The 18,560-nt window shown below is 62.1% G+C and carries 14 protein-coding genes; 9 read left to right on the forward strand and 5 right to left on the reverse strand.

Going from position 1 to position 18,560, the window contains the following annotated elements; all coding sequences use genetic code 11:
- Positions 1-157 precede the first annotated feature (157 nt).
- The 3 genes from M5B42_RS00005 to phhA all read right to left on the reverse strand — a co-directional run bounded on the left by M5B42_RS00005 (position 158) and on the right by phhA (position 2,598).
- A complete protein-coding gene (locus M5B42_RS00005; RefSeq protein WP_248744995.1) occupies positions 158-1,357 on the reverse strand; it encodes an amino acid aminotransferase in 1,200 nt (399 codons plus the stop codon).
- Positions 1,354-1,710 (reverse strand): 4a-hydroxytetrahydrobiopterin dehydratase, encoded by a 357-nt coding sequence (locus tag M5B42_RS00010; RefSeq protein WP_100938979.1) that lies wholly within the window; start codon positions 1,708-1,710, stop codon positions 1,354-1,356. Before M5B42_RS00010 ends, M5B42_RS00005 begins: the two co-directional genes overlap by 4 nt.
- 102 nt (positions 1,711-1,812) lie before the next feature.
- Positions 1,813-2,598 carry a phenylalanine 4-monooxygenase gene (gene phhA, locus M5B42_RS00015; protein ID WP_248744688.1) on the reverse strand — a complete coding sequence of 262 codons (786 nt, stop codon included), beginning with the start codon at positions 2,596-2,598 and terminating at the stop codon, positions 1,813-1,815.
- Positions 2,599-2,890: 292 nt separating this feature from the next.
- On the opposite strand from phhA, the gene M5B42_RS00020 reads away from it, so the two are divergent.
- Entirely contained in the window at positions 2,891-4,450 is a 1,560-nt protein-coding gene (locus M5B42_RS00020) for a sigma-54-dependent transcriptional regulator (RefSeq protein WP_103496528.1), read from the forward strand.
- 24 nt (positions 4,451-4,474) lie between these two features.
- Here M5B42_RS00020 and M5B42_RS00025 read toward each other — a convergent pair whose 3' ends face one another.
- Together M5B42_RS00025 and M5B42_RS00030 are read right to left on the reverse strand one after the other, a co-directional pair.
- Positions 4,475-5,197 carry a TylF/MycF/NovP-related O-methyltransferase gene (locus M5B42_RS00025; RefSeq protein ID WP_100938982.1) on the reverse strand — a complete coding sequence of 241 codons (723 nt, stop codon included), beginning with the start codon at positions 5,195-5,197 and terminating at the stop codon, positions 4,475-4,477.
- Entirely contained in the window at positions 5,194-6,060 is an 867-nt protein-coding gene (locus M5B42_RS00030) for a hypothetical protein (protein ID WP_103496529.1), read from the reverse strand. Before M5B42_RS00030 ends, M5B42_RS00025 begins: the two co-directional genes overlap by 4 nt.
- A 333-nt stretch (positions 6,061-6,393) precedes the next feature.
- Between M5B42_RS00030 and M5B42_RS00035 the strand changes: the two genes are divergently transcribed.
- The 8 genes from M5B42_RS00035 (at position 6,394) to M5B42_RS00070 (ending at position 18,473) form a co-directional block, all read left to right on the forward strand.
- Entirely contained in the window at positions 6,394-7,134 is a 741-nt protein-coding gene (locus tag M5B42_RS00035) for a flagellar basal body rod protein FlgF (RefSeq protein ID WP_177100078.1), read from the forward strand.
- 46 nt (positions 7,135-7,180) lie between these two features.
- Positions 7,181-7,966: a flagellar basal-body rod protein FlgG gene (flgG, locus tag M5B42_RS00040; RefSeq protein WP_152738447.1), complete on the forward strand. Its 786-nt coding sequence runs from the start codon at positions 7,181-7,183 to the stop codon at positions 7,964-7,966.
- A 55-nt stretch (positions 7,967-8,021) separates the two neighbouring features.
- Positions 8,022-8,699, forward strand: a complete 678-nt coding sequence (flgH, locus tag M5B42_RS00045; protein WP_177100080.1) for a flagellar basal body L-ring protein FlgH — start codon at positions 8,022-8,024, stop codon at positions 8,697-8,699.
- An 11-nt stretch (positions 8,700-8,710) separates the two neighbouring features.
- Positions 8,711-9,820 (forward strand): flagellar basal body P-ring protein FlgI, encoded by a 1,110-nt coding sequence (locus M5B42_RS00050; protein WP_152738450.1) that lies wholly within the window; start codon positions 8,711-8,713, stop codon positions 9,818-9,820.
- A gap of 10 nt (positions 9,821-9,830) precedes the next feature.
- Positions 9,831-11,126 (forward strand): flagellar assembly peptidoglycan hydrolase FlgJ, encoded by a 1,296-nt coding sequence (gene flgJ, locus M5B42_RS00055; protein WP_248744689.1) that lies wholly within the window; start codon positions 9,831-9,833, stop codon positions 11,124-11,126.
- A 10-nt stretch (positions 11,127-11,136) separates the two neighbouring features.
- Positions 11,137-13,188, forward strand: a complete 2,052-nt coding sequence (gene flgK / locus M5B42_RS00060; RefSeq protein ID WP_103495987.1) for a flagellar hook-associated protein FlgK — start codon at positions 11,137-11,139, stop codon at positions 13,186-13,188.
- Between the two features lie 13 nt (positions 13,189-13,201).
- The gene (locus tag M5B42_RS00065) at positions 13,202-14,767 is read left to right on the forward strand and encodes a flagellar hook-associated protein 3 (RefSeq protein WP_103495986.1); all 1,566 of its coding nucleotides are present in this window, start codon (positions 13,202-13,204) and stop codon (positions 14,765-14,767) included.
- Between the two features lie 112 nt (positions 14,768-14,879).
- A complete protein-coding gene (locus M5B42_RS00070; RefSeq protein WP_248744690.1) occupies positions 14,880-18,473 on the forward strand; it encodes a glycosyltransferase in 3,594 nt (1,197 codons plus the stop codon).
- Positions 18,474-18,560: the final 87 nt, after the last annotated feature.

Genomic DNA, 18,560 nt, shown 5'->3' on the forward strand with positions numbered 1-18,560 from the left:
CACTCACCGCTCTCACCACCAGTCTAATCCTGACGCCAGACACAAGACGGCTTGCTGGCGATGCAGACGCTGCGGTGTCTCAGACAGACCGCGTTATCGTTCATCGCCAGCAAGCCGGCTCCTACAGGACCATGTCCAGCCAGCACGTGTCGTTGTGTCAGTCCTTGCAGACCGCGGCAATCGCCTGCGCCAGCGCATCCAGGCGCGTCGCGTCGATACCTGCCACGTTGGCCCGGCCGGAGCTGACCATATACACGCTGTGCTCGTCGCGCAGGCGTTTGACCTGGGCCGGTGACAAACCGGTGTAGGAGAACATGCCGCGCTGTACGCCAATATGCGCGAAGCGCTCGGCCAGGCCATGGGGCTGCAGGGCTTCCACCAGGCCGCTGCGCAGTTGCGCAATACGCAAACGCATGGCTTCCACTTCATCGGCCCACAGGCTTTTCAGCTCGGGGTCGCCAAGAATGGTGGTGACCACCGCCGCGCCATGATCCGGTGGGTTCGACCACAGGTTACGGGCCACCGCCGCCAGTTGACTGCGCACATCCAGCAGTTTTTCAGCATCGCCGGTGCAGACGATCAGTGCGCCGGTGCGCTCGCGGTACAGGCCGAAATTCTTCGAGCAGGAACTGGTGATCAGCACTTCCGGCAATTCCCGGGCGAACAACCGCGCGGCCCAGGCATCCTGCTCCACGCCATCGCCAAAGCCCTGGTAGGCGAAGTCGATCAGCGGCAGCAGTTCGCGGCGACGGACGATGTCCAGCACCTTGTACCAGTCGTCGTGGGACAGGTCGAAACCGGTCGGATTGTGACAGCAGGCGTGCAGCAGCACCACGTCACCCTGCGGCACCTGTTCCAGGGCGGCGAGCATGCCTTCGACATCCAGGCGGTTATCGCTGTCGACATAAGGGTAGTGACTGATCTTCAAGCCGGCGGCGGCGAAGATGGTCTCGTGGATCGGCCAGGTCGGATCGCTGAGCCAGATGCCGCGACCCGGCAGGCAGTGGGCGATAAAGTCGGCACTCAGGCGCAAGGCGCCGGTGCCGCCCGGGGTCTGGGTCGCGCCGACACGTTGGGCGGCGATCAGCGGCGAGTCCGCACCCATCACCAGCTCGTTGAGCAGGCTGCCAAAGCGCAGGTCGCCGTGGCCACCGATATAGGACTTGGTCCGCTGCTCGTCCACCAGCCGTTGTTCAGCCAGCTTGACCGACCGCAGGATCGGGGTCAGGCCCTGGGCATCCTTGTAGACGCCTACGCCCAGGTCGAACTTGCGAGGATTGGGGTCCTGGGCATAAGCCTCCAGCAACCCGAGGATCGGGTCGCCGGGTACACGCGCGATGGCGTCGAAATGCATTATTTACGGCCCTCGGCGGCGTGGCTGACCTCGTCGGTGCGTGCCGCCATGATGAAATCGTTACGGTGCAGGCCCTTGATCGAATGGCTCCACCAGGTGACGGTGACTTTGCCCCACTCGGTCAGCAGACCCGGGTGATGGCCTTCGGCTTCGGAAATCTCGCCGACGGCATTGGTGAAGGCCAGGGCGAACTTGAAGTTCTTGAACAGGAAGACCTTCTCCAGCTGCATGATGCCGTCCCGCACTTCGATGTTCCAGTCCGGAATCTGTTTGATCAGCAGCGGCAGTTCTTCGTCGCTGACCTGGGGGGCATCGGCGCGGCAGGCTTCGCAGTGGGCTTGGTTCAAGGTGTTCATGATGGATTCCTGAAATCGTTTTTTTATTCAAGGACGCCGTTCGAATACGCTATTCGAAAACGTCGGTTCGAGAAAGACGCACGTAGCGCTCAATGTCGCGGATCAGGCGGCCTTGGGCGGGAATTTCGGGGCGTGCAGACCCAACTGCATGCCGCGCTCGACCATGCCCATGATGTCTTCGTGGGCCAGGTCGAACAAGCGCTTGAGGTTCGGCAGGACAAAGTACAGCGGTTGCAGGATGTCGATGCGATACGGCGTGCGCATGGCTTCCAGCGGATCGAAGGGCTGATGCTCGGGCTGGTTGGACAGGCTGTACACGCTCTCCTTCGGCGAGGAGAGAATGCCGCCGCCATAAATGCGCCGACCTTGCGGGGTGTCCACCAGGCCGAATTCGATGGTCATCCAGTACAGGCGCGCCAGGTACACCCGTTGCTCCTTGCTGGCTTGCAGGCCGAGCTTGCCGTAGGTGTGGGTGAATTCGGCGAACCAGGGGTTGGTCAGCAGCGGGCAGTGGCCAAAGATCTCGTGGAAAATGTCCGGCTCTTGCAGGTAGTCGAGCTCTTCTTCGGTGCGAATGAAGGTCGCCACCGGAAACTGCTTGTTGGCCAGCAGTTCGAAAAAAGTCTGGAACGGAATCAGCGCCGGCACCCGGGCGACTTGCCAGCCGGTGGTGGCGCCGAGGACCTGGTTGATTTCGCCGAGTTGCGGAATCCGGTCGTGGGGCAGGGCCAGTTTTTCGATGCCGTCCAGGTATTCCTGGCACGCGCGGCCTTCGATCACTTTCAGTTGACGAGTGATCAGGGTGTTCCACACGGCATGCTCGGCGGCCGGGTAGTCGATAAAACCTTGCGCATCGGGCTCGCGAGCCACGTAGTGCGTCTGCTTCATACCGCTCTCCTGCTGGGGGATTCGTTCTTGTTATGTGCTGCGATGGGCTTAGTGTTAACCCGTTGAGGGGGTGTGCGCATCCAGGGCAAAGCGCGAAGGGGTAGGATGCATGCCGATATTTCGTAAAGAAATCGTTACGAAATGGCGTTTTGCTGATGCGTAAGGCGTTTTGACGTGGCGATCAAGCGGGTTTTCGTCACATAATCTTTACGACTAACTGCGGCGTACTGAAAAAAGTGCCCGCTCCGCAGGGGCCCATGGGGCCCGGCTATCACCCTTTTCGAGCCTTTCCATGCGTATCAAAGTGCACTGCCAGAACCGCATCGGCATTCTTCGCGACATTCTCAATCTGCTGGTGGACTACGGCATCAACGTCGCCCGTGGCGAAGTCGGCGGTGATCAGGGCAATGCCATCTACCTGCACTGCCCGAATCTGATCAACCTGCAGTTCCAGGCCCTACGGCCGAAGTTCGAAACCATCGCCGGGGTGTTTGGCGTCAAACGCGTCGGCCTGATGCCCAGCGAGCGTCGGCATATGGAGCTCAACGCCTTGCTCGGGGCGTTGGAGTTTCCGGTGCTGTCCATCGACATGGGCGGCTCGATTGTCGCGGCCAACCGCGCGGCGGCGCAGTTGCTCGGGGTCAGGGTTGACGAGGTGCCGGGCATCCCGCTGGCGCGTTATGCGCCGGATTTCGACCTGCCGGAACTGGTGCGCGCCAACCAGTCGCGGATCAATGGCCTGCGGGTCAAGATCAAGGGCGACGTTTTCCTGGCGGATATCGCGCCGTTGCAGTCGGAACACGATGACAGCGAGGCGATGGCCGGCGCGGTGCTGACCTTGCATCGCGCCGACCAGGTCGGCGAGCGCATCTACAACGTGCGCAAGCAGGAGTTGCGCGGCTTTGACAGTATTTTCCAGAGCTCGAAAGTCATGGCCGCGGTGGTTCGCGAGGCCCGGCGCATGGCACCGCTGGATGCACCGCTGCTGATCGAAGGCGAGACCGGGACCGGCAAGGAATTGCTGGCGCGGGCCTGCCACCTGGCCAGCCCGCGCGGACAGGCGCCGTTGATGGCCCTCAACTGCGCCGGCTTGCCGGAGTCCATGGCTGAAACCGAGCTGTTCGGCTACGGCCCCGGCGCGTTCGAGGGCGCACGTGCCGAGGGCAAGCTCGGGCTGCTGGAACTGACCGCCGGCGGCACCTTGTTCCTCGACGGGGTGGGGGAGATGAGTCCGCGCCTGCAGGTCAAGTTATTGCGCTTTCTCCAGGATGGCGGGTTCCGTCGGGTCGGCAGCGACGAGGAGGTGTACCTGGATGTGCGGGTGATCTGCGCGACCCAGGTCGACCTCTCGGAGCTGTGTTCGCGGGGTGAGTTTCGCCAGGACCTCTATCACCGTCTCAACGTGTTGTCCCTGCATATCCCGCCCCTGCGTGAGTGCCTGGACGGGCTGACCCCGTTGGTGGAGCATTTTCTCGACCAGGCCAGTCGGCAGATCGGTTGCCCCTTGCCGAAGCTGGCGCCGGCGGCGATGGATCGTCTTGCGCACTATCACTGGCCGGGCAATGTCCGGCAGTTGGAGAACGTGCTGTTCCAGGCGGTTTCCCTCTGCGAGGGCGGGGTGGTCAAGGCCGAGCATATCCGGTTGCCGGACTATGGCGTGCGCCAACCCCTGGGGGATTTTTCCCTGGAGGGCGGGTTGGACGAGATTGTCGGGCGGTTCGAGCGGGCGGTGCTGGAGCGTCTGTACTCGGAGCATCCGAGCAGTCGCTTGCTGGGCAAGCGGCTGGGGGTTTCCCATACCACCATTGCCAACAAGCTGAAGGAATATGAGGTCGTCAAGGGCGGGCAGTAACCAGGCCTCCCGCCCCTGGCTCGATCAGATGTGGAAGTAACCCACGCACGAGTCGAACGGCAGGCGCTTGAGCTCGATCTTGTTCATGTCGAAGACTTCGCGCAGGGCCTTGGTTTCACCCGGGAAGTTGCGATAGGCAACCTCGTCGAGCACCACGATGGCGCCTTTGGGCATGTACGGCAGGAAGGTTTCCAGGGCGACCTTGGTCGGTTCGTAGAGGTCGGTATCGAGGATCAGCATGGCCACCACCAGGTCCGGACGGGACTTGACGAATTCCGGCACGGTCTTGCAGATATCGCCCTTGACCAGTTCGCAGCGCGGGATGCGGTTGACCGGACGCAGCAGGTCGTTGGCATCGATCATGTCCTGGATCAGCGACTGGTCGGTGTCGGAGAACATGTTCTCGTTGATGTCGGCCGGGTCTTCATCCTTGTTGATGCTGGTGAAGCCTTCGAAGGTGTCGAAGCCGACGATCGAACGGTTGATCGCGTACGGCTCGAGGATCATCGACAGGTGCATGTAGAGCATCAGCGAGTTGCCCTTGTACACGCCGCATTCGATGATCGCGCCCGGCACGTCCATGACCTTCTTGAACAGCTCCATGCGCGACAGGGCGGCGGTCACGTTGATGCGGTTGGCGAACACGAACGGCGCGTCGGCCACGTATTCGGCATCGACCCGCTTGAGCACGCCGGCACGGGTTTCGTTGTATTGAGCCTCGGCAGGCGTAATGCGGCGCTTGGTCATTGATAGATTCCTTGGAAATTCGAGAAGTCGTGGGCGTGGAAGTAGTCTTTGAAGCCGGCCCCGACATCCGGGCAGGCGCTGTCGACGTTGGGGGCGCCGCGCTTGTGTTGCAGGTCGTCCAGGTGCATCAGGCGGAAGTCCACGCTGAAGCGGGTCTGTTCGGTGTAATTGGGTACGGTGCCATGCAAATGTGAACCGGAGAAGATCAGCATCTCACCGGTGTTGCCGGCAATGCGGACTTCCGACGACGTATCGATGTCGGCCAGCGGCACCGGGTGCACGCGCACTTCCTCGGTCAGGTTTTCCTTGGCCTTGTGCCGCTGGTTGTTGATCCAGTCGTTGAGGCTCCAGTCCTTCGAGGTATTGAGCACCGGCTTTTCGAAGTAGCCGGCGTTGATCATCATGGTCTGGTTCGGGGCGATGGTGTAGACCGGCATCCAGGTGTTGATCTGGCAATCGACGCTGCCGTACCAGGTGTCGCGATGGGGCTTGTAGGCGTAGCTGACGCCGGCGTGCAGGTAGTTGTAGTTGGGCACGACGCGCAGGCGCGGCACATCGAAGATGTACTCGCGCGGGTCGATGCCGACTTCATGGATGAACGCCAGGATCAGGTCCTTGACGCGCTGGCTGTTGGTGAACTGGCCCTTGAGGCGGGTCACCCGGCTGACGAATTCCTCGACCGGCATCATCGTGTGCAGGGACTGGTGATCGGTCTCGCCGTCAAAGGCCAGGGTGATGCTTTCCTTGGCAAAACCACAGAGCTCCTTGGCGGTCGCCAACTGGGTGTCCAGGAAGATGGCGCCTGAATAGATCTCTTCCTTGAAGTCAGCTTTTTTCTGTAGTTGGTTGATGTACAGGTTCACGTCAGCCCTCCTGAATACTGTGGCTAATTCTGAATGTCGGCAGTCACGGGGCAAACTTGACGTTGGTTGCCGTCTGCCGGGTTGGCTTGCAAGGTCTATTCCAGGGTGGTTTTCTGGCGCCCACCGCACGAGGGGAAACGACCGATACTTGCCGCCAGCGGCATAACCGCGCCGTTTTTTCGTCTGCCCTCAAGACCTTGAAAGCCAGCCAAAGGTACTCAAGCCCCGTCACGAGGGCTTGTCCTGCGTCAAGAAAAAAGTTGGTTCGGAAATTGCTTGCGCCTCTCGCAGTACAGCGGTGGCGGCAAACGCCCGTCAGGAAGAGGAAAGACTGTGGACAAGTACCTTTACGTGGCAATGACCGGTGCGGCCCAGAATGCTCTGGCGCAAAAGGCCCATGCCAACAATCTGGCGAACCTCTCGACCAACGGTTTTCAACGTGACCTGGAACAGGCTCGTTCCATGCCGGTGTTCGGTGACAGCTTTCCGTCACGTGCCTACGCCATGTCCGAGCGCCCGGGCACGGATTTCGACTCGGGTCCGATGGTCGAGACCGGTCGCGATCTCGACGTGGCGGTGGCCGGTGACGGCTGGGTGGCCGTGCAGACACCTGACGGCGGCGAAGGTTACGTGCGCACCGCGAGCATGAATATTGACGCCCTCGGGGTGCTGCGTGCCGGCAACGGCATGCCGGTCATGGGCAATGGCGGGCCGATCGCCGTGCCACCCGAGTCGAAGATCGAAGTGGGCGAGGACGGCACCATCAGCATTCGCGCCATGGGTGAAGGGCCGCGGGTGGTGGCGGAAGTCGACCGCATCAAGCTGGTCAACCCGGATCTGAAGAACATGATCAAGGGGCCGGATGCCGTGGTGCATACCAAGGACGGCACGACCGCGCCGGTCGACGCCAACGTCAAGGTGGTCTCGGGCTTCCTGGTGGGCAGCAACGTCAATGCCGTGGAGGAAATGACCTCGGTGCTGGCCCTGTCCAAGCAGTTCGAATTGCACATCAAGATGATGAACACCGCCAAAGAAGATGACACGGCTATGGCTCGGGTCTTGCAGAACAGCTAATCACCAGAACGTAGCGCCGTAAAACAGGCGCGCGAAGGAGAACAGAATGCTTCCGGCTCTATGGGTTGCAAAAACAGGTTTGGCGGCACAAGACACCAACCTGACGACTATTTCCAACAACTTGGCCAACGTCTCGACCACCGGCTTCAAGCGTGATCGCGCCGAGTTCCAGGACCTGCTGTACCAGATCAAGCGTCAGCCGGGTGCCGAGTCGACCCAGGACAGCGAACTGCCGTCGGGCCTGCAACTGGGTACCGGTGTGCGGATCGTCGGCACCCAGAAGAACTTCGCCGCCGGTAGTCTGCAAACCACCGACCAGCCGCTGGACATGGCCGTCAACGGTCGCGGTTTCTTCCAGATCCTGCAACCGGACGGCACCACGGCCTACACCCGTGACGGTACCTTCCACCTGAGCAACACCGGGCAGATCGTCACCGCCAACGGTTTCACCCTGCAGCCGGCGATCATCATCCCGAACAACGCCCAGACCTTCACCGTCGGCCAGGACGGCACGGTCTCGATCACCGTCGCCGGCAGCCCGACTTCGCAAGTGATCGGCAATATCCAGACCGCCGACTTCATCAACCCGGCCGGCCTGCAGGCCAAGGGCGGCAACCTGTTTCTGGAAACCGCCGCCAGCGGCGCGCCGCAGGTCGGCACCCCGGGTCTCAACGGTTTCGGTACCACCGAGCAGAGCACCCTGGAAACTTCCAACGTCAGCACCGTGGAAGAAATGGTCAACATGATCACCACCCAGCGTGCCTACGAGATGAACTCCAAGGTGATTTCCACCGCCGACCAGATGCTCCAGTACGTTGCACAGAACCTGTAATCAAGTCTATGAGGCGGCCTGAAGGGCGCCTGCAACACCGTGAGGTAATAGGGTCATGAATCGGTTGTTTTCCATGCTCGCGTTGAGCGCGATGGCGCTGTTGGCCGGCTGCATGAGCCCGCCACCCAAGCCCAATGACCCGTATTACGCGCCGGTGTTGCCGCGTACCCCGTTGCCCGCCGCGGCGAACAACGGTTCGATCTACCAGGCCGGCTTCGAGCAGAACCTGTATGGCGACCGCAAGGCTTTCCGGGTCGGTGACATTGTCACCATTACCCTTAATGAAGCCACCCAGGCGAGCAAAAATGCCAACTCCGACCTGTCGAAGAAAGATGCCAACAACTTTGGCCTGACCACGCTCTTCGGCTCGGCGGTGACCAGCGGCAACGCAAACCTGAATATCGGCTATGGCGGTACCAAGACCACCGACGGTTCCTCCAAGGCCGCGCAGAGCAACAGCCTGACCGGCTCGATCACCGTGACCGTGGCTGACGTGCTGCCCAACGGCATCATCGCCGTACGGGGCGAGAAGTGGTTGACCCTCAATACCGGCAATGAGCTGGTGCGCATCGCCGGGATGATCCGGGCGGATGATATCGCCACCGATAACACCGTTCCGTCCACTCGCGTGGCCGATGCACGCATCACCTACTCGGGTACCGGCGCCTTTGCCGATACGAGCCAGCCGGGTTGGCTCGACCGCTTCTTCCTCAGCCCGCTCTGGCCTTTCTAGGTGCTACGACCATGTTCAATCTCAAGCATCTGATGGCGGCTGTGCTGCTGATGTCCACCGCTCTCGGTGCCCAGGCCGAGCGGTTGAAGGACATCGCCAGTATTTCCGGTGTGCGCTCCAACCAGCTGATTGGTTATGGCCTGGTAGTCGGTCTCAACGGTTCGGGTGACCAGACCACGCAGACACCGTTCACCCTGCAGACTTTCAACAACATGCTCTCGCAGTTCGGCATCAAGGTGCCGGCCAACGCCGGTACCGTGCAGTTGAAGAACGTCGCGGCGGTGTCGATCAGTGCCGACCTGCCGGCGTTCGCCAAGCCGGGGCAGGTGGTGGATATCACCGTCTCGTCCATCGGTAACGCCAAGAGTCTGCGCGGTGGCACCCTGTTGATGACGCCACTCAAGGGTATCGACGGCAACGTCTACGCCATCGCCCAGGGCAACCTGGTGGTGGGCGGTTTCGATGCTTCTGGCGCGGACGGTTCGAAGATCACCGTCAACGTTCCGTCGGCCGGGCGGATCCCCGGCGGGGCTTCGGTGGAGCGCGCGGTACCGAGTGGTTTCAACCAGGGCAACAGCCTGACCCTGAACCTCAACCGTTCCGACTTCACCACCGCCAAGCGGATCGTCGACAAGGTCAACGACCTGCTCGGCCCGGGCGTGGCCCAGGCCATCGACGGCGGCTCGATTCGCGTCACCGCGCCGCTGGATCCGAGCCAGCGGGTCGACTACCTGTCGATGCTGGAAAACCTCGAGGTCGACCCGGGCCAGGCGGTGGCGAAGGTCATCATCAACTCGCGCACCGGCACCATCGTGATCGGCCAGAATGTCAAGGTGTCGCCGGCCGCGGTGACCCACGGCAGCCTGACCGTGACCATTACCGAAGACCCGATCGTCAGCCAGCCGGGGCCGTTGTCCAATGGCACCACGGCGGTGGTACCGCGTTCGCGGGTCAACGCCCAGCAGGAAGCCAAGCCGATGTTCAAGTTTGGCCCGGGGACCACCCTGGACGAGATCGTCCGTGCGGTGAACCAGGTGGGTGCGGCGCCAGGCGACTTGATGGCGATCCTCGAAGCCTTGAAACAGGCCGGCGCCTTGCAAGCCGACCTGATCGTGATTTGAGGCCGTCGCTATGGTGGATATGCGCAAGAGCGGGTTGGCAAGCACCGGCGACTCCGGTGCCTACAGCGACCTGAACCGGATGAACAGCCTGAAGGTCGGCAACCGCGACAGCGATGCCAACATTCGCAAGGTGGCGCAGGAGTTCGAGTCGCTGTTCGTTGGCGAAATGCTCAAGTCCGCGCGCGCGGCCACTGATGTAATGGCCCAGGACAATCCGCTCAATACCCCGGCGACCAAGCAGTACCAGGAAATGTACGACCATCAGTTGGCCGTGACCATGTCGCGCCAGGGTGGCGGTATCGGCCTGGCCGATGTGCTGGTGCGCCAGATGAGCAAGAACAAACCGACGCATCCCTCCCAGGGCGGGCTCAAGGTCGGGCCGCCGGCCGGTACGGTTGCGAGCGAAGCACCGGTGCCGACACCGATCAATGCTGGCACCACCACGGCCGCGACCGCGGCTTCGCCGTTCGCGCGCTCCAATGGCCAGCGGCCGTTGTGGGCCTCGCGGGTCGCCAGCCCGATCCACAACAGCGACGGCAGCCTGCATAACGACATGGCCAAGCTCAACGAGCGCCGCCTGGCGTTGCCGAGCAAGTTGACTGATCGCCTGGTCGCCGGGCTGGTGCCGTCGGCCGACGGCAGCCTGGCCACGGTCAACGCCCAGGCTGTGCCGGCGCGCAACAGCGCCGCCAGCGATTCCGTGCTCCAGGGTCAGGCCATCCACGGCTTGAGCAATGTGCCGAGCACGCGCATGCAGATCTATGGTCGCGCCGTGGCCCAGCCGCCGTTGGCGCCGGCCAAACAGGCGTTCAGTTCGCCCGACGAATTCGTCGCCACCATGCTGCCGATGGCGGAGCAGGCGGCCAGGCGCATTGGTGTCGACCCGCGTTACCTGGTGGCCCAGGCAGCCCTGGAAACCGGTTGGGGCAAATCGGTCATGCGCCAGCAGGACGGCAGCAGCAGTCACAACCTGTTCGGCATCAAGGCCGGCAGCAGTTGGCAAGGGCCGCAGGCCCGCGCCATCACCAGTGAGTTCAAAAATGGCCAGATGGTCAAGGAGACGGCGGACTTCCGTTCCTATGCCTCCTACCAGGACAGCTTCCACGATCTGGTGACCATGCTGCAAAGTAATAATCGCTATCAAGATGTACTGAAGTCGGCCGATAAACCTGAACAGTTTGTACGCGAGTTGCAAAAGGCCGGGTATGCCACTGACCCGGACTACGCCAGCAAGATTTCGCAAATAGCAAAACAGATGAAGAGCTACCAGAACTACGCTGCGGCGGGCGCTTCCACGAATTTATAAGGTCTGAATCATGAGCTTGCTCAATATTGGTATGACGGGGTTGAACGCGGCCTCGACGGCTTTGAACACCACCGGCAACAACATTTCCAACGTTGATACGGCCGGCTATTCACGTCAGTCAACCGTTCAGACCAGCTCTGCCTCGCAGCAATACGGCAACGTGTTCATCGGTACCGGCACGACCCTGGCGGATGTCCGTCGGGTCTACAGCGCCTACCTGGATGCGCAGTTGCAAACCTCGACCTCGCTCAACAGCGATTCGTCCTCGTACCTGGCCCAGGTCACGCCGACCGACTCCATGCTGTCGGATACCAACACCGGCATGACCGCTTCGTTGCAGAAGTTCTTCAGCTCGCTGCAAAGTGTGTCGACCACCCCGACGGACGATGCGTCCCGCCAGACGACGCTGACCAGCGCCCAGGCGTTGAGCGACAAACTCAACTCCCTCTCCCAGCAATTGAGCGCCCAGAACACCGGGATCAACAGCAACCTGTCGGACATGGCCGGCCAGGTGAACAAGCTGGCGAGCACCATCGCCCAGTACAACGATCAGATTTCCAAAGTCACCACCGCCGCCGGTGCCCCGAACGACCTGCTGGACCAGCGCAGCGAGGCGGTGCGCCAGTTGTCCGAGCTGGTCGGGACCCAGGTGGTCCAGCGCGGTTCGAGTTATGACGTCTATATCGGCAGCGGTCAGCCGCTGGTGATGGGCAACAGCACCAACACCCTGTCCGCCGTGCCGAGCAAGGACGACCCGAGCCAGTCGGCCTTGCAACTGGATCGCGGCACCAGCACCGTCGATATCACCTCCACCGTGACCGGTGGCGAGATCGGTGGTCTGCTGCGCTATCGCAGCGATGTGCTCGACCCGTCGATCAACGCGTTGGGGCGCATTGCCATGGTCGCGGCCGACCAGATGAACAAGCAGCAGGCCCAGGGCATCGACAAGAACGGCAACTTCGGTTCGCCGATCTTCAACGATATCAACAGCGCCACCCTGATCAGCCAGCGCAGCATCGCCAATGGGAACAACAGCGCCGGTTCCGGCAACCTGAACGTGACCATCGCCGACACCGGTGCGCTGACCACCAACGATTACCAGGTCACCTTCAGCAGCGCGACCAACTACAGCGTCACGCGCTCGGACGGCACCGCGATGGGGTCCTTCAGCACCACGACCACGCCACCCCCGGTCATCGACGGGATCACCCTGAGCCTCAATGGCGGCGGCGCGATGAGTGCCGGCGACACCTTCAAGGTGACCCCGACCCGCAGCGGTGCCAGTGATATCCAGACGGTGATGACCAACGCGCAGAACATTGCCGCGGCGGCGCCGCTGGCCGGTGTCACCAGTGCCAACAACGGCGGCACCTACACCCAGCCGACCCTGGTCGACCAGTTGGGCACGTCCAACGCGACCAACAACGCGCAGTTGCAGGATGCCATCAAGTACGGCACGCCGGCCAAGATCGTCTTCGGCGCACCGGGTACCGGTGCGACCGCGGGTACCCAGGGCTACACCCTGACCGATGCCCAGGGCAACGTGATGGGCACCGGTACCATAGTGCCGGGGCAGGCCAACACGCTGAACCTGAAAATCAACATGGTCGACGCCAGCGGCAATCCGGTGTTGGACGGCGCAGGCGTGCAGAAGACCTTCACCGTTCAGACCACGGTCAGCGGTAATCCGAAGTCCGGTGAAAGCTTTACCATGTCGATGACCGGCGCCGGTTCTTCGGACAACCGCAACAGCACCGCCCTGGTCGCCCTGCAAAACAGCAAGACCGTGGGCACGAGCGCCACGAACGGCGGCAGCAGCATCTCCGACGCCTACGGCACCTTGGTCTCCACTGTCGGTACCAAGGCATCCCAGGCCACCTCGGACAACACGGCGACGACGACCATCCTGACCAACGCCAAGGGCGCGCGCGACTCCCTGTCCGGCGTCAACCTGGACGAAGAGTCCGCCAACCTGGTCAAGTACCAGCAGTACTACACGGCCGCGTCGCAGATCATCAAAGCCGCCCAGGCCATCTTCAGCACGCTGCTCAGCAGCCTTTAAGGAGTCGTGATTCATGCGCATTTCCACCGCCCAGTATTACGAAACCACGGCTGCCAACTACCAGCGCGGTTACAACGACACGCTCAAGACCAGTGCCGAGGCCAGCAGCATGGTCAAGGTCAATACCGCCGCCGATGACCCGGTAGGGGCCGCGCGGCTGTTGCAACTGGGCCAGCAAAGCGCTGCGCTGACCCAGTACTCCAGCAATATCAGCTCGCTCAAAGGCTCTTACAGCCAGTCGGAAACGGCCTTGACCGCGATTCAGAGCGCCATGCAATCGGCTCGCGAAATCGGGCTGTCGGCCATCAGCGGCACCAACACCGATGCCGATCGCAAGGCCTATGCCCAACAGTTGGGACAGATCCAGCAAACGGTCCTCGGGCTGATGAACAGCCAGGATGCCAACGGCAACTACCTGTTCGGCGGTTCGAAGACCAGCGCTCCGCCCTATACCGCCAACTCCGACGGCACCTACAGCTACAACGGTGATCAGTCGCAGTTGAACCTGGCCATTGGCGACAATAGTTCGGTGGCCAGCAATGTGACCGGCTGGGACGCGTTCCAGCAGTCCATCAACACTGCCCGCACCCAGGTCACCATGACCTCGCCGGCCGTGGACGACGGTCGCGTCACCCTGTCCAACGGCCAGGTCAGCAATAGCGCGACCTACAACGCTCAGTTTGCCGGCGGTCAGCCGTATACCGTCAGTTTCCTCAGCAGTACCCAGATCAAGATCACCGATGCCAGCGGCGCTGACGTCACTTCCGAAGCCAGCCAGAACGGCGTGATCAGCAACAGCAACGGCGCGAACCAGACGGTCACCTTCCGAGGCGTGGACCTGGGGCTGAACCTCAACCTGAAGTCCGGTGATGTGCCGGATACCGTGATTGCCGGGCATAGCTTCACCCTGGCGGCGCAGCCGGATACCTTCAATACCTCGCGCAGCGCCGGCAACCCTTCGACCGCGGTGGTGACCGGGGCGACGACGACCAACCAGGCGGCCTACGACAGCACCTTCCCTGCCAGTGGGGCGATCCTCAAGTTCACCAGCGCCACGGCCTATGACCTGTATGCATCGCCGATCACGGCCAGCAGCCGGCCGGTGTCCTCGGGGACCATGGCCGGTTCCACGGCGACGGCCGCGGGGGTCAGCCTGACCTTGGGCGGTACGCCGGCGGCCGGTGATCAGTTTGTCGTCCAGCCGAACAATCACCAGACCCAGAATATCCTCGATACCTTGAACCAGATGATAGGTACGTTGAACACGCCGGCCGATGGCAATCCGGTTGCCCAGCAGAAGCTGCTGGCAAGCATGAACGCCGGGGTCAGCAACGTCACCAGCGCCATGGACCAGGCGGGCAGTGCGGTCACCGCCATCGGCACCCGCGGCCAGGTCCTGGATGCCCAGGACGCCACCAACCAGAGCCTGGTGCTGGCCAACACCACCAGCCAGGGGGCGATTCGCGACGCCGACCCGGCGGCGGTCATGACCCAGCTGACCCTGCAGCAGACCATGTTGCAGGCGGCGCAGTTGGCCTTCAGCAAAATCAGTCAATTGGGCCTGTTCAACAAGATCTGATTCGACCCGGGCGCGGGAGCCATCGTGGCTCTCGCGCCTCCATCAACCGCCTTTTTCAGCGGTTCCAGTGGCTCGTCCGATCGGGTGAGTCGCGCCGCTTGCGAGCCCCGTCGTGAACCCAGTCCCACTCGTCAGTCTCGTCATTCCCGCCGTCAATCCACGCTTTTTTGGCAAAGCCCTGCACAGTGCCTTGGGCCAGAGCTACGGCAATCTCGAAATCATCGTGTGCGATGACAGCCAGGATGACGAAATTGGCCGCCTGGTCGAGACCATGAGTGAAGAGGCCGGCCGGCCGGTACGTTATGTCCGTAACGCGCTCAAGCTCGGGCATGTGGCTAATTTGCTCGCGGGTCTTGAGTTGGCCCAGGGCGAATTCATCAAGTTTCTCTATGATGACGACCAACTGTTTGGCGCCTGTATCGAGCGCCAGGCGCAGGTCCTGGTCGAGCAGGCCGACGTCAACCTGGTGCTGGCGCAACGCATGTTCTGGGACGCCGACGATCTGCAACTGCCGATTCGTCTTGAGAACGCTACGTTGGCGCCCACTTGTTCGGTCTTCAAGGGCGAAGACCTGCTGGCGATTTTCGAGACCTTTCCAGTCAATATCCTGGGGGGATTCAGCAATGCGCTGTTGCGTCGCGCGGATGTGCTGGAGTGGTTGCCCGCCTTGACCCAGCCGGGGCATTGTTTTGTCGCTTCGCTGGAGTTCGCGCTGTATATCTGCCTGTTGCGTCGCGGCAATATGGTGATGCTGAACCACGTCCTGAGTGTCGAGCGTCGTTACCCGGAGCGGCCCAATCGGCAGCAGGCGATGCTTGATGCGGTGCTCTCCGAGCGTGAGTGGCTGCTGCAAATGCTCAAGGCGCGCAGTGGCGAGTCGGCCCCGGCCCATGGCTGGGTCCGTTTGTTGCCGCTGACCCGTGCCAATGAGTCGCCACGGGTCTGGGGTGAACTGGCGTTGCTGCGGACCCTGGGCACCAAGCAGACCACCGAGATCTGGCGCGTCGGGGTTACCAGCGACAGTTTTTCCGAAATGTATGCCCAGTGGCTGGCGTGTCGGACCCTGACGGAGCCCGAGCGCAAACTGCTGCCCGATGCACTGCTCGAGTGGGCGTGGCAGCCGAAGATCGTGGCGGTGGTGATTGATCGGGAGGGTGGTCTCTCCGGCCTGGACAGCACCCTGCAGAGTCTGGCCGGGCAGCTCTATCCCGCGGAGTTGACACTGGTACTGTCTGACGCCTGTAGCGAAGCCGTGCTGTTGGACCGGGTGTTTACCTTGCCTTTGCAAGAGGACTGGCAGCAGCAACTCAATGAGCTGTTGGCCCAGATTGACGGTGCTGACTGGTTTTATCTGTTGCGTGCCGGGGATCGCCTGGTGGAGCCCGCGCTGCTGGTGCTGGCTGATCGCATCGTACAGGCCGGCGAGGAATGCTGTTTCTATAGTGACGAGAGCTGTTTGCGCGACGGCGAGCCGGCGGAGCCGGTTTTCAAGTCCGACTTCAACCTGGACCTGATGCGCAGCTATCCGTATGTGGGGCGTGTCCTGGCCTTCAAGCGTGAGCCTTTCCTGGCGCTCGGTGGTTTCGACTCGCGACATGGCGAACTGGCGCCTCACGACCTGCTCTGGCGGCTGGTCGAGCAAGTCGGTACCCAGGTCGTCGGGCATATCGCCGAGGTACTGGTGGAGTCCGTGTTGTCGCTTTCCCAGTGGATGTCGCTGCCCGAGTTGCTCGAACTGAACGCACCGCTGCTCGAGGCGCATCTGGGGCGTCTCGGCGTGGACCATGAGTTGCGTGACAGAGGGCAGGCGCTGTTCAACCGTGTGGATTATCTGCACGCGGATCGACCGCTGGTCTCGATCATTATCGTCTGCAAGGATCAGTTGGCGGCGGTACAGCGTTGTGTCGAAACCTTATTGGAAAAAACCCTTTACCGCCAATACGAGCTGCTGCTGGTGGACAACGGCAGTGAAAGTCCCGAGGCGCTGGCCTGGCTGAGCGCCATGGCCAGTATGGGCAGCGATCGTTTGCGCGTATTGACCTTTGCCCGCCAGAGTCAGGCTGCCGTTATCAACGCCGCTGCCGGGCAAGCCCGGGGCGACTATCTGTTGCTGTTCAACCCCTACCTGATGGTGACTGACGGCCTCTGGCTCGACGAGATGCTCAATCATGCGCAGCGCCCGGAAGTCGGCGTGGTGGGCCCCAAACTGTTCAATGCCGACGGACGCGTGGTACATGCCGGCCTGGTGTTGGGATTGCATGGGCCTGCGGGCCTGCCTTTTCATGGCGAGTCCCTGCAGTCCGCGGGCTATATGCACCGTTTGCAGATCGCCCACGATCTGAGTGCGGTCGGTGCCGATTGCCTGATGGTGCGCAAGACCGTGTTCGACAGCGTGCAGGGGCTGGATGAAGCGCAGTTTGTGCAGACGCTCGGTGAAGTCGATTTGTGTCTGAGGATTGGCCGCGGCGGTTATCTGGTGGTCTGGACCCCGCATGCGCAACTGGCCCTGGGGGCCCGCCCAAGCGTGGTTCTCGAGGTGGACCAGCAAGCCCTGCGCGAGGCTGAGCAGGAGGCGTTCTATCTGCGTTGGCTGCCCGTGATCGCTCGGGATCCGGCCTACAATCCCAACCTGAGCCTGCGCACCCTGGGCGGCAGCAGTTTTGGCCTCGAACCGGGTCTGCTTTCCGGCTGGAGCCCGTTTTCAGTCCGCAACCTGCCGAAGGTCCTGGCGCTTCCGGTCAACGCCTCGGCCATCGGCCATTACCGGGTGACGCAGCCACTGATCGAATTGCAGGCCGCGGGGCGGGCGGTGGGGCGGGTCATGTATGAAATGCCGTCGATTATCGAAGTGGAGCGTCAGTCTCCTGACGTTATCGTGCTGCAGGGGCGTTATACCGAAGGGCCGATCAATGAGTGCGTGCCGCTGAAGACTTACTCGAATGCCCGGCGCGTCTACGAGCTGGATGACTATGTGATCCAGCCGACCAAGAAAAACGCCCATGTGCGCAACATGCCGACCCGTGACGAGATGGAGGCGCTGGTTCGTCGCGGCATCGGCCTGTGTGATCGGGTCGTGGTGTCGACCGAGCCGCTGGCCGATGCCCTGTCGTCCATGCACAGCGATATCCGGGTCGTTCCCAATATGCTCGCGACCCACCTGTGGACGGGCTTGAAGGGACAGCGCCGGACCTCGAAAAAGCCCCGTGTCGGTTGGGGCGGCGGTACCAGTCACTCCGGCGATCTGGCGGTGATCGCCGAGGTTGTGCGCGAGCTGGCGACGGAGGTCGACTGGGTCTTTTTCGGCATGTGCCCGGACGATTTGCGCCCTTACATGCATGAGTTCCATGGGGTGATCGGGCTGGAGGTGTACCCGGCGAAGCTGGCCAGCCTGAACCTGGACCTGGCCCTGGCGCCGTTGGAGTTCCATATCTTCAACGACTGCAAGAGCAACCTGCGGCTGTTGGAGTACGGCGCCTGCGGCTATCCGGTGATCTGCACCGATACCAAGGCCTATACCGGCTACCTGCCGTGCACCAAGGTCAAGAGCAACTCCACCGATGAGTGGCTGCAGGCGATTCGCATGCACCTGTCCGATCCCGATGCCAGCTACCGCATGGGGGATGAACTGCGTGAGATCGTCTTGCGCGACTACATGTTGCGTGGCGACAACCTGCGTTACTGGGAGAACGGCTGGCTGGCCGATTGATCCCGCTGTGGAGCTGGCGCGTTTCCTGCAAGTCCCCCTGCATATCGCCATAAATCGTGCATTTGGCGGCGCGGCCCACGGGCCGCG

The sequence above is a fragment of the Pseudomonas sp. MWU12-2037 genome, assembly GCF_023242345.1.
Classification (GTDB): Bacteria; Pseudomonadota; Gammaproteobacteria; order Pseudomonadales; family Pseudomonadaceae; genus Aquipseudomonas; species Aquipseudomonas gingeri_D.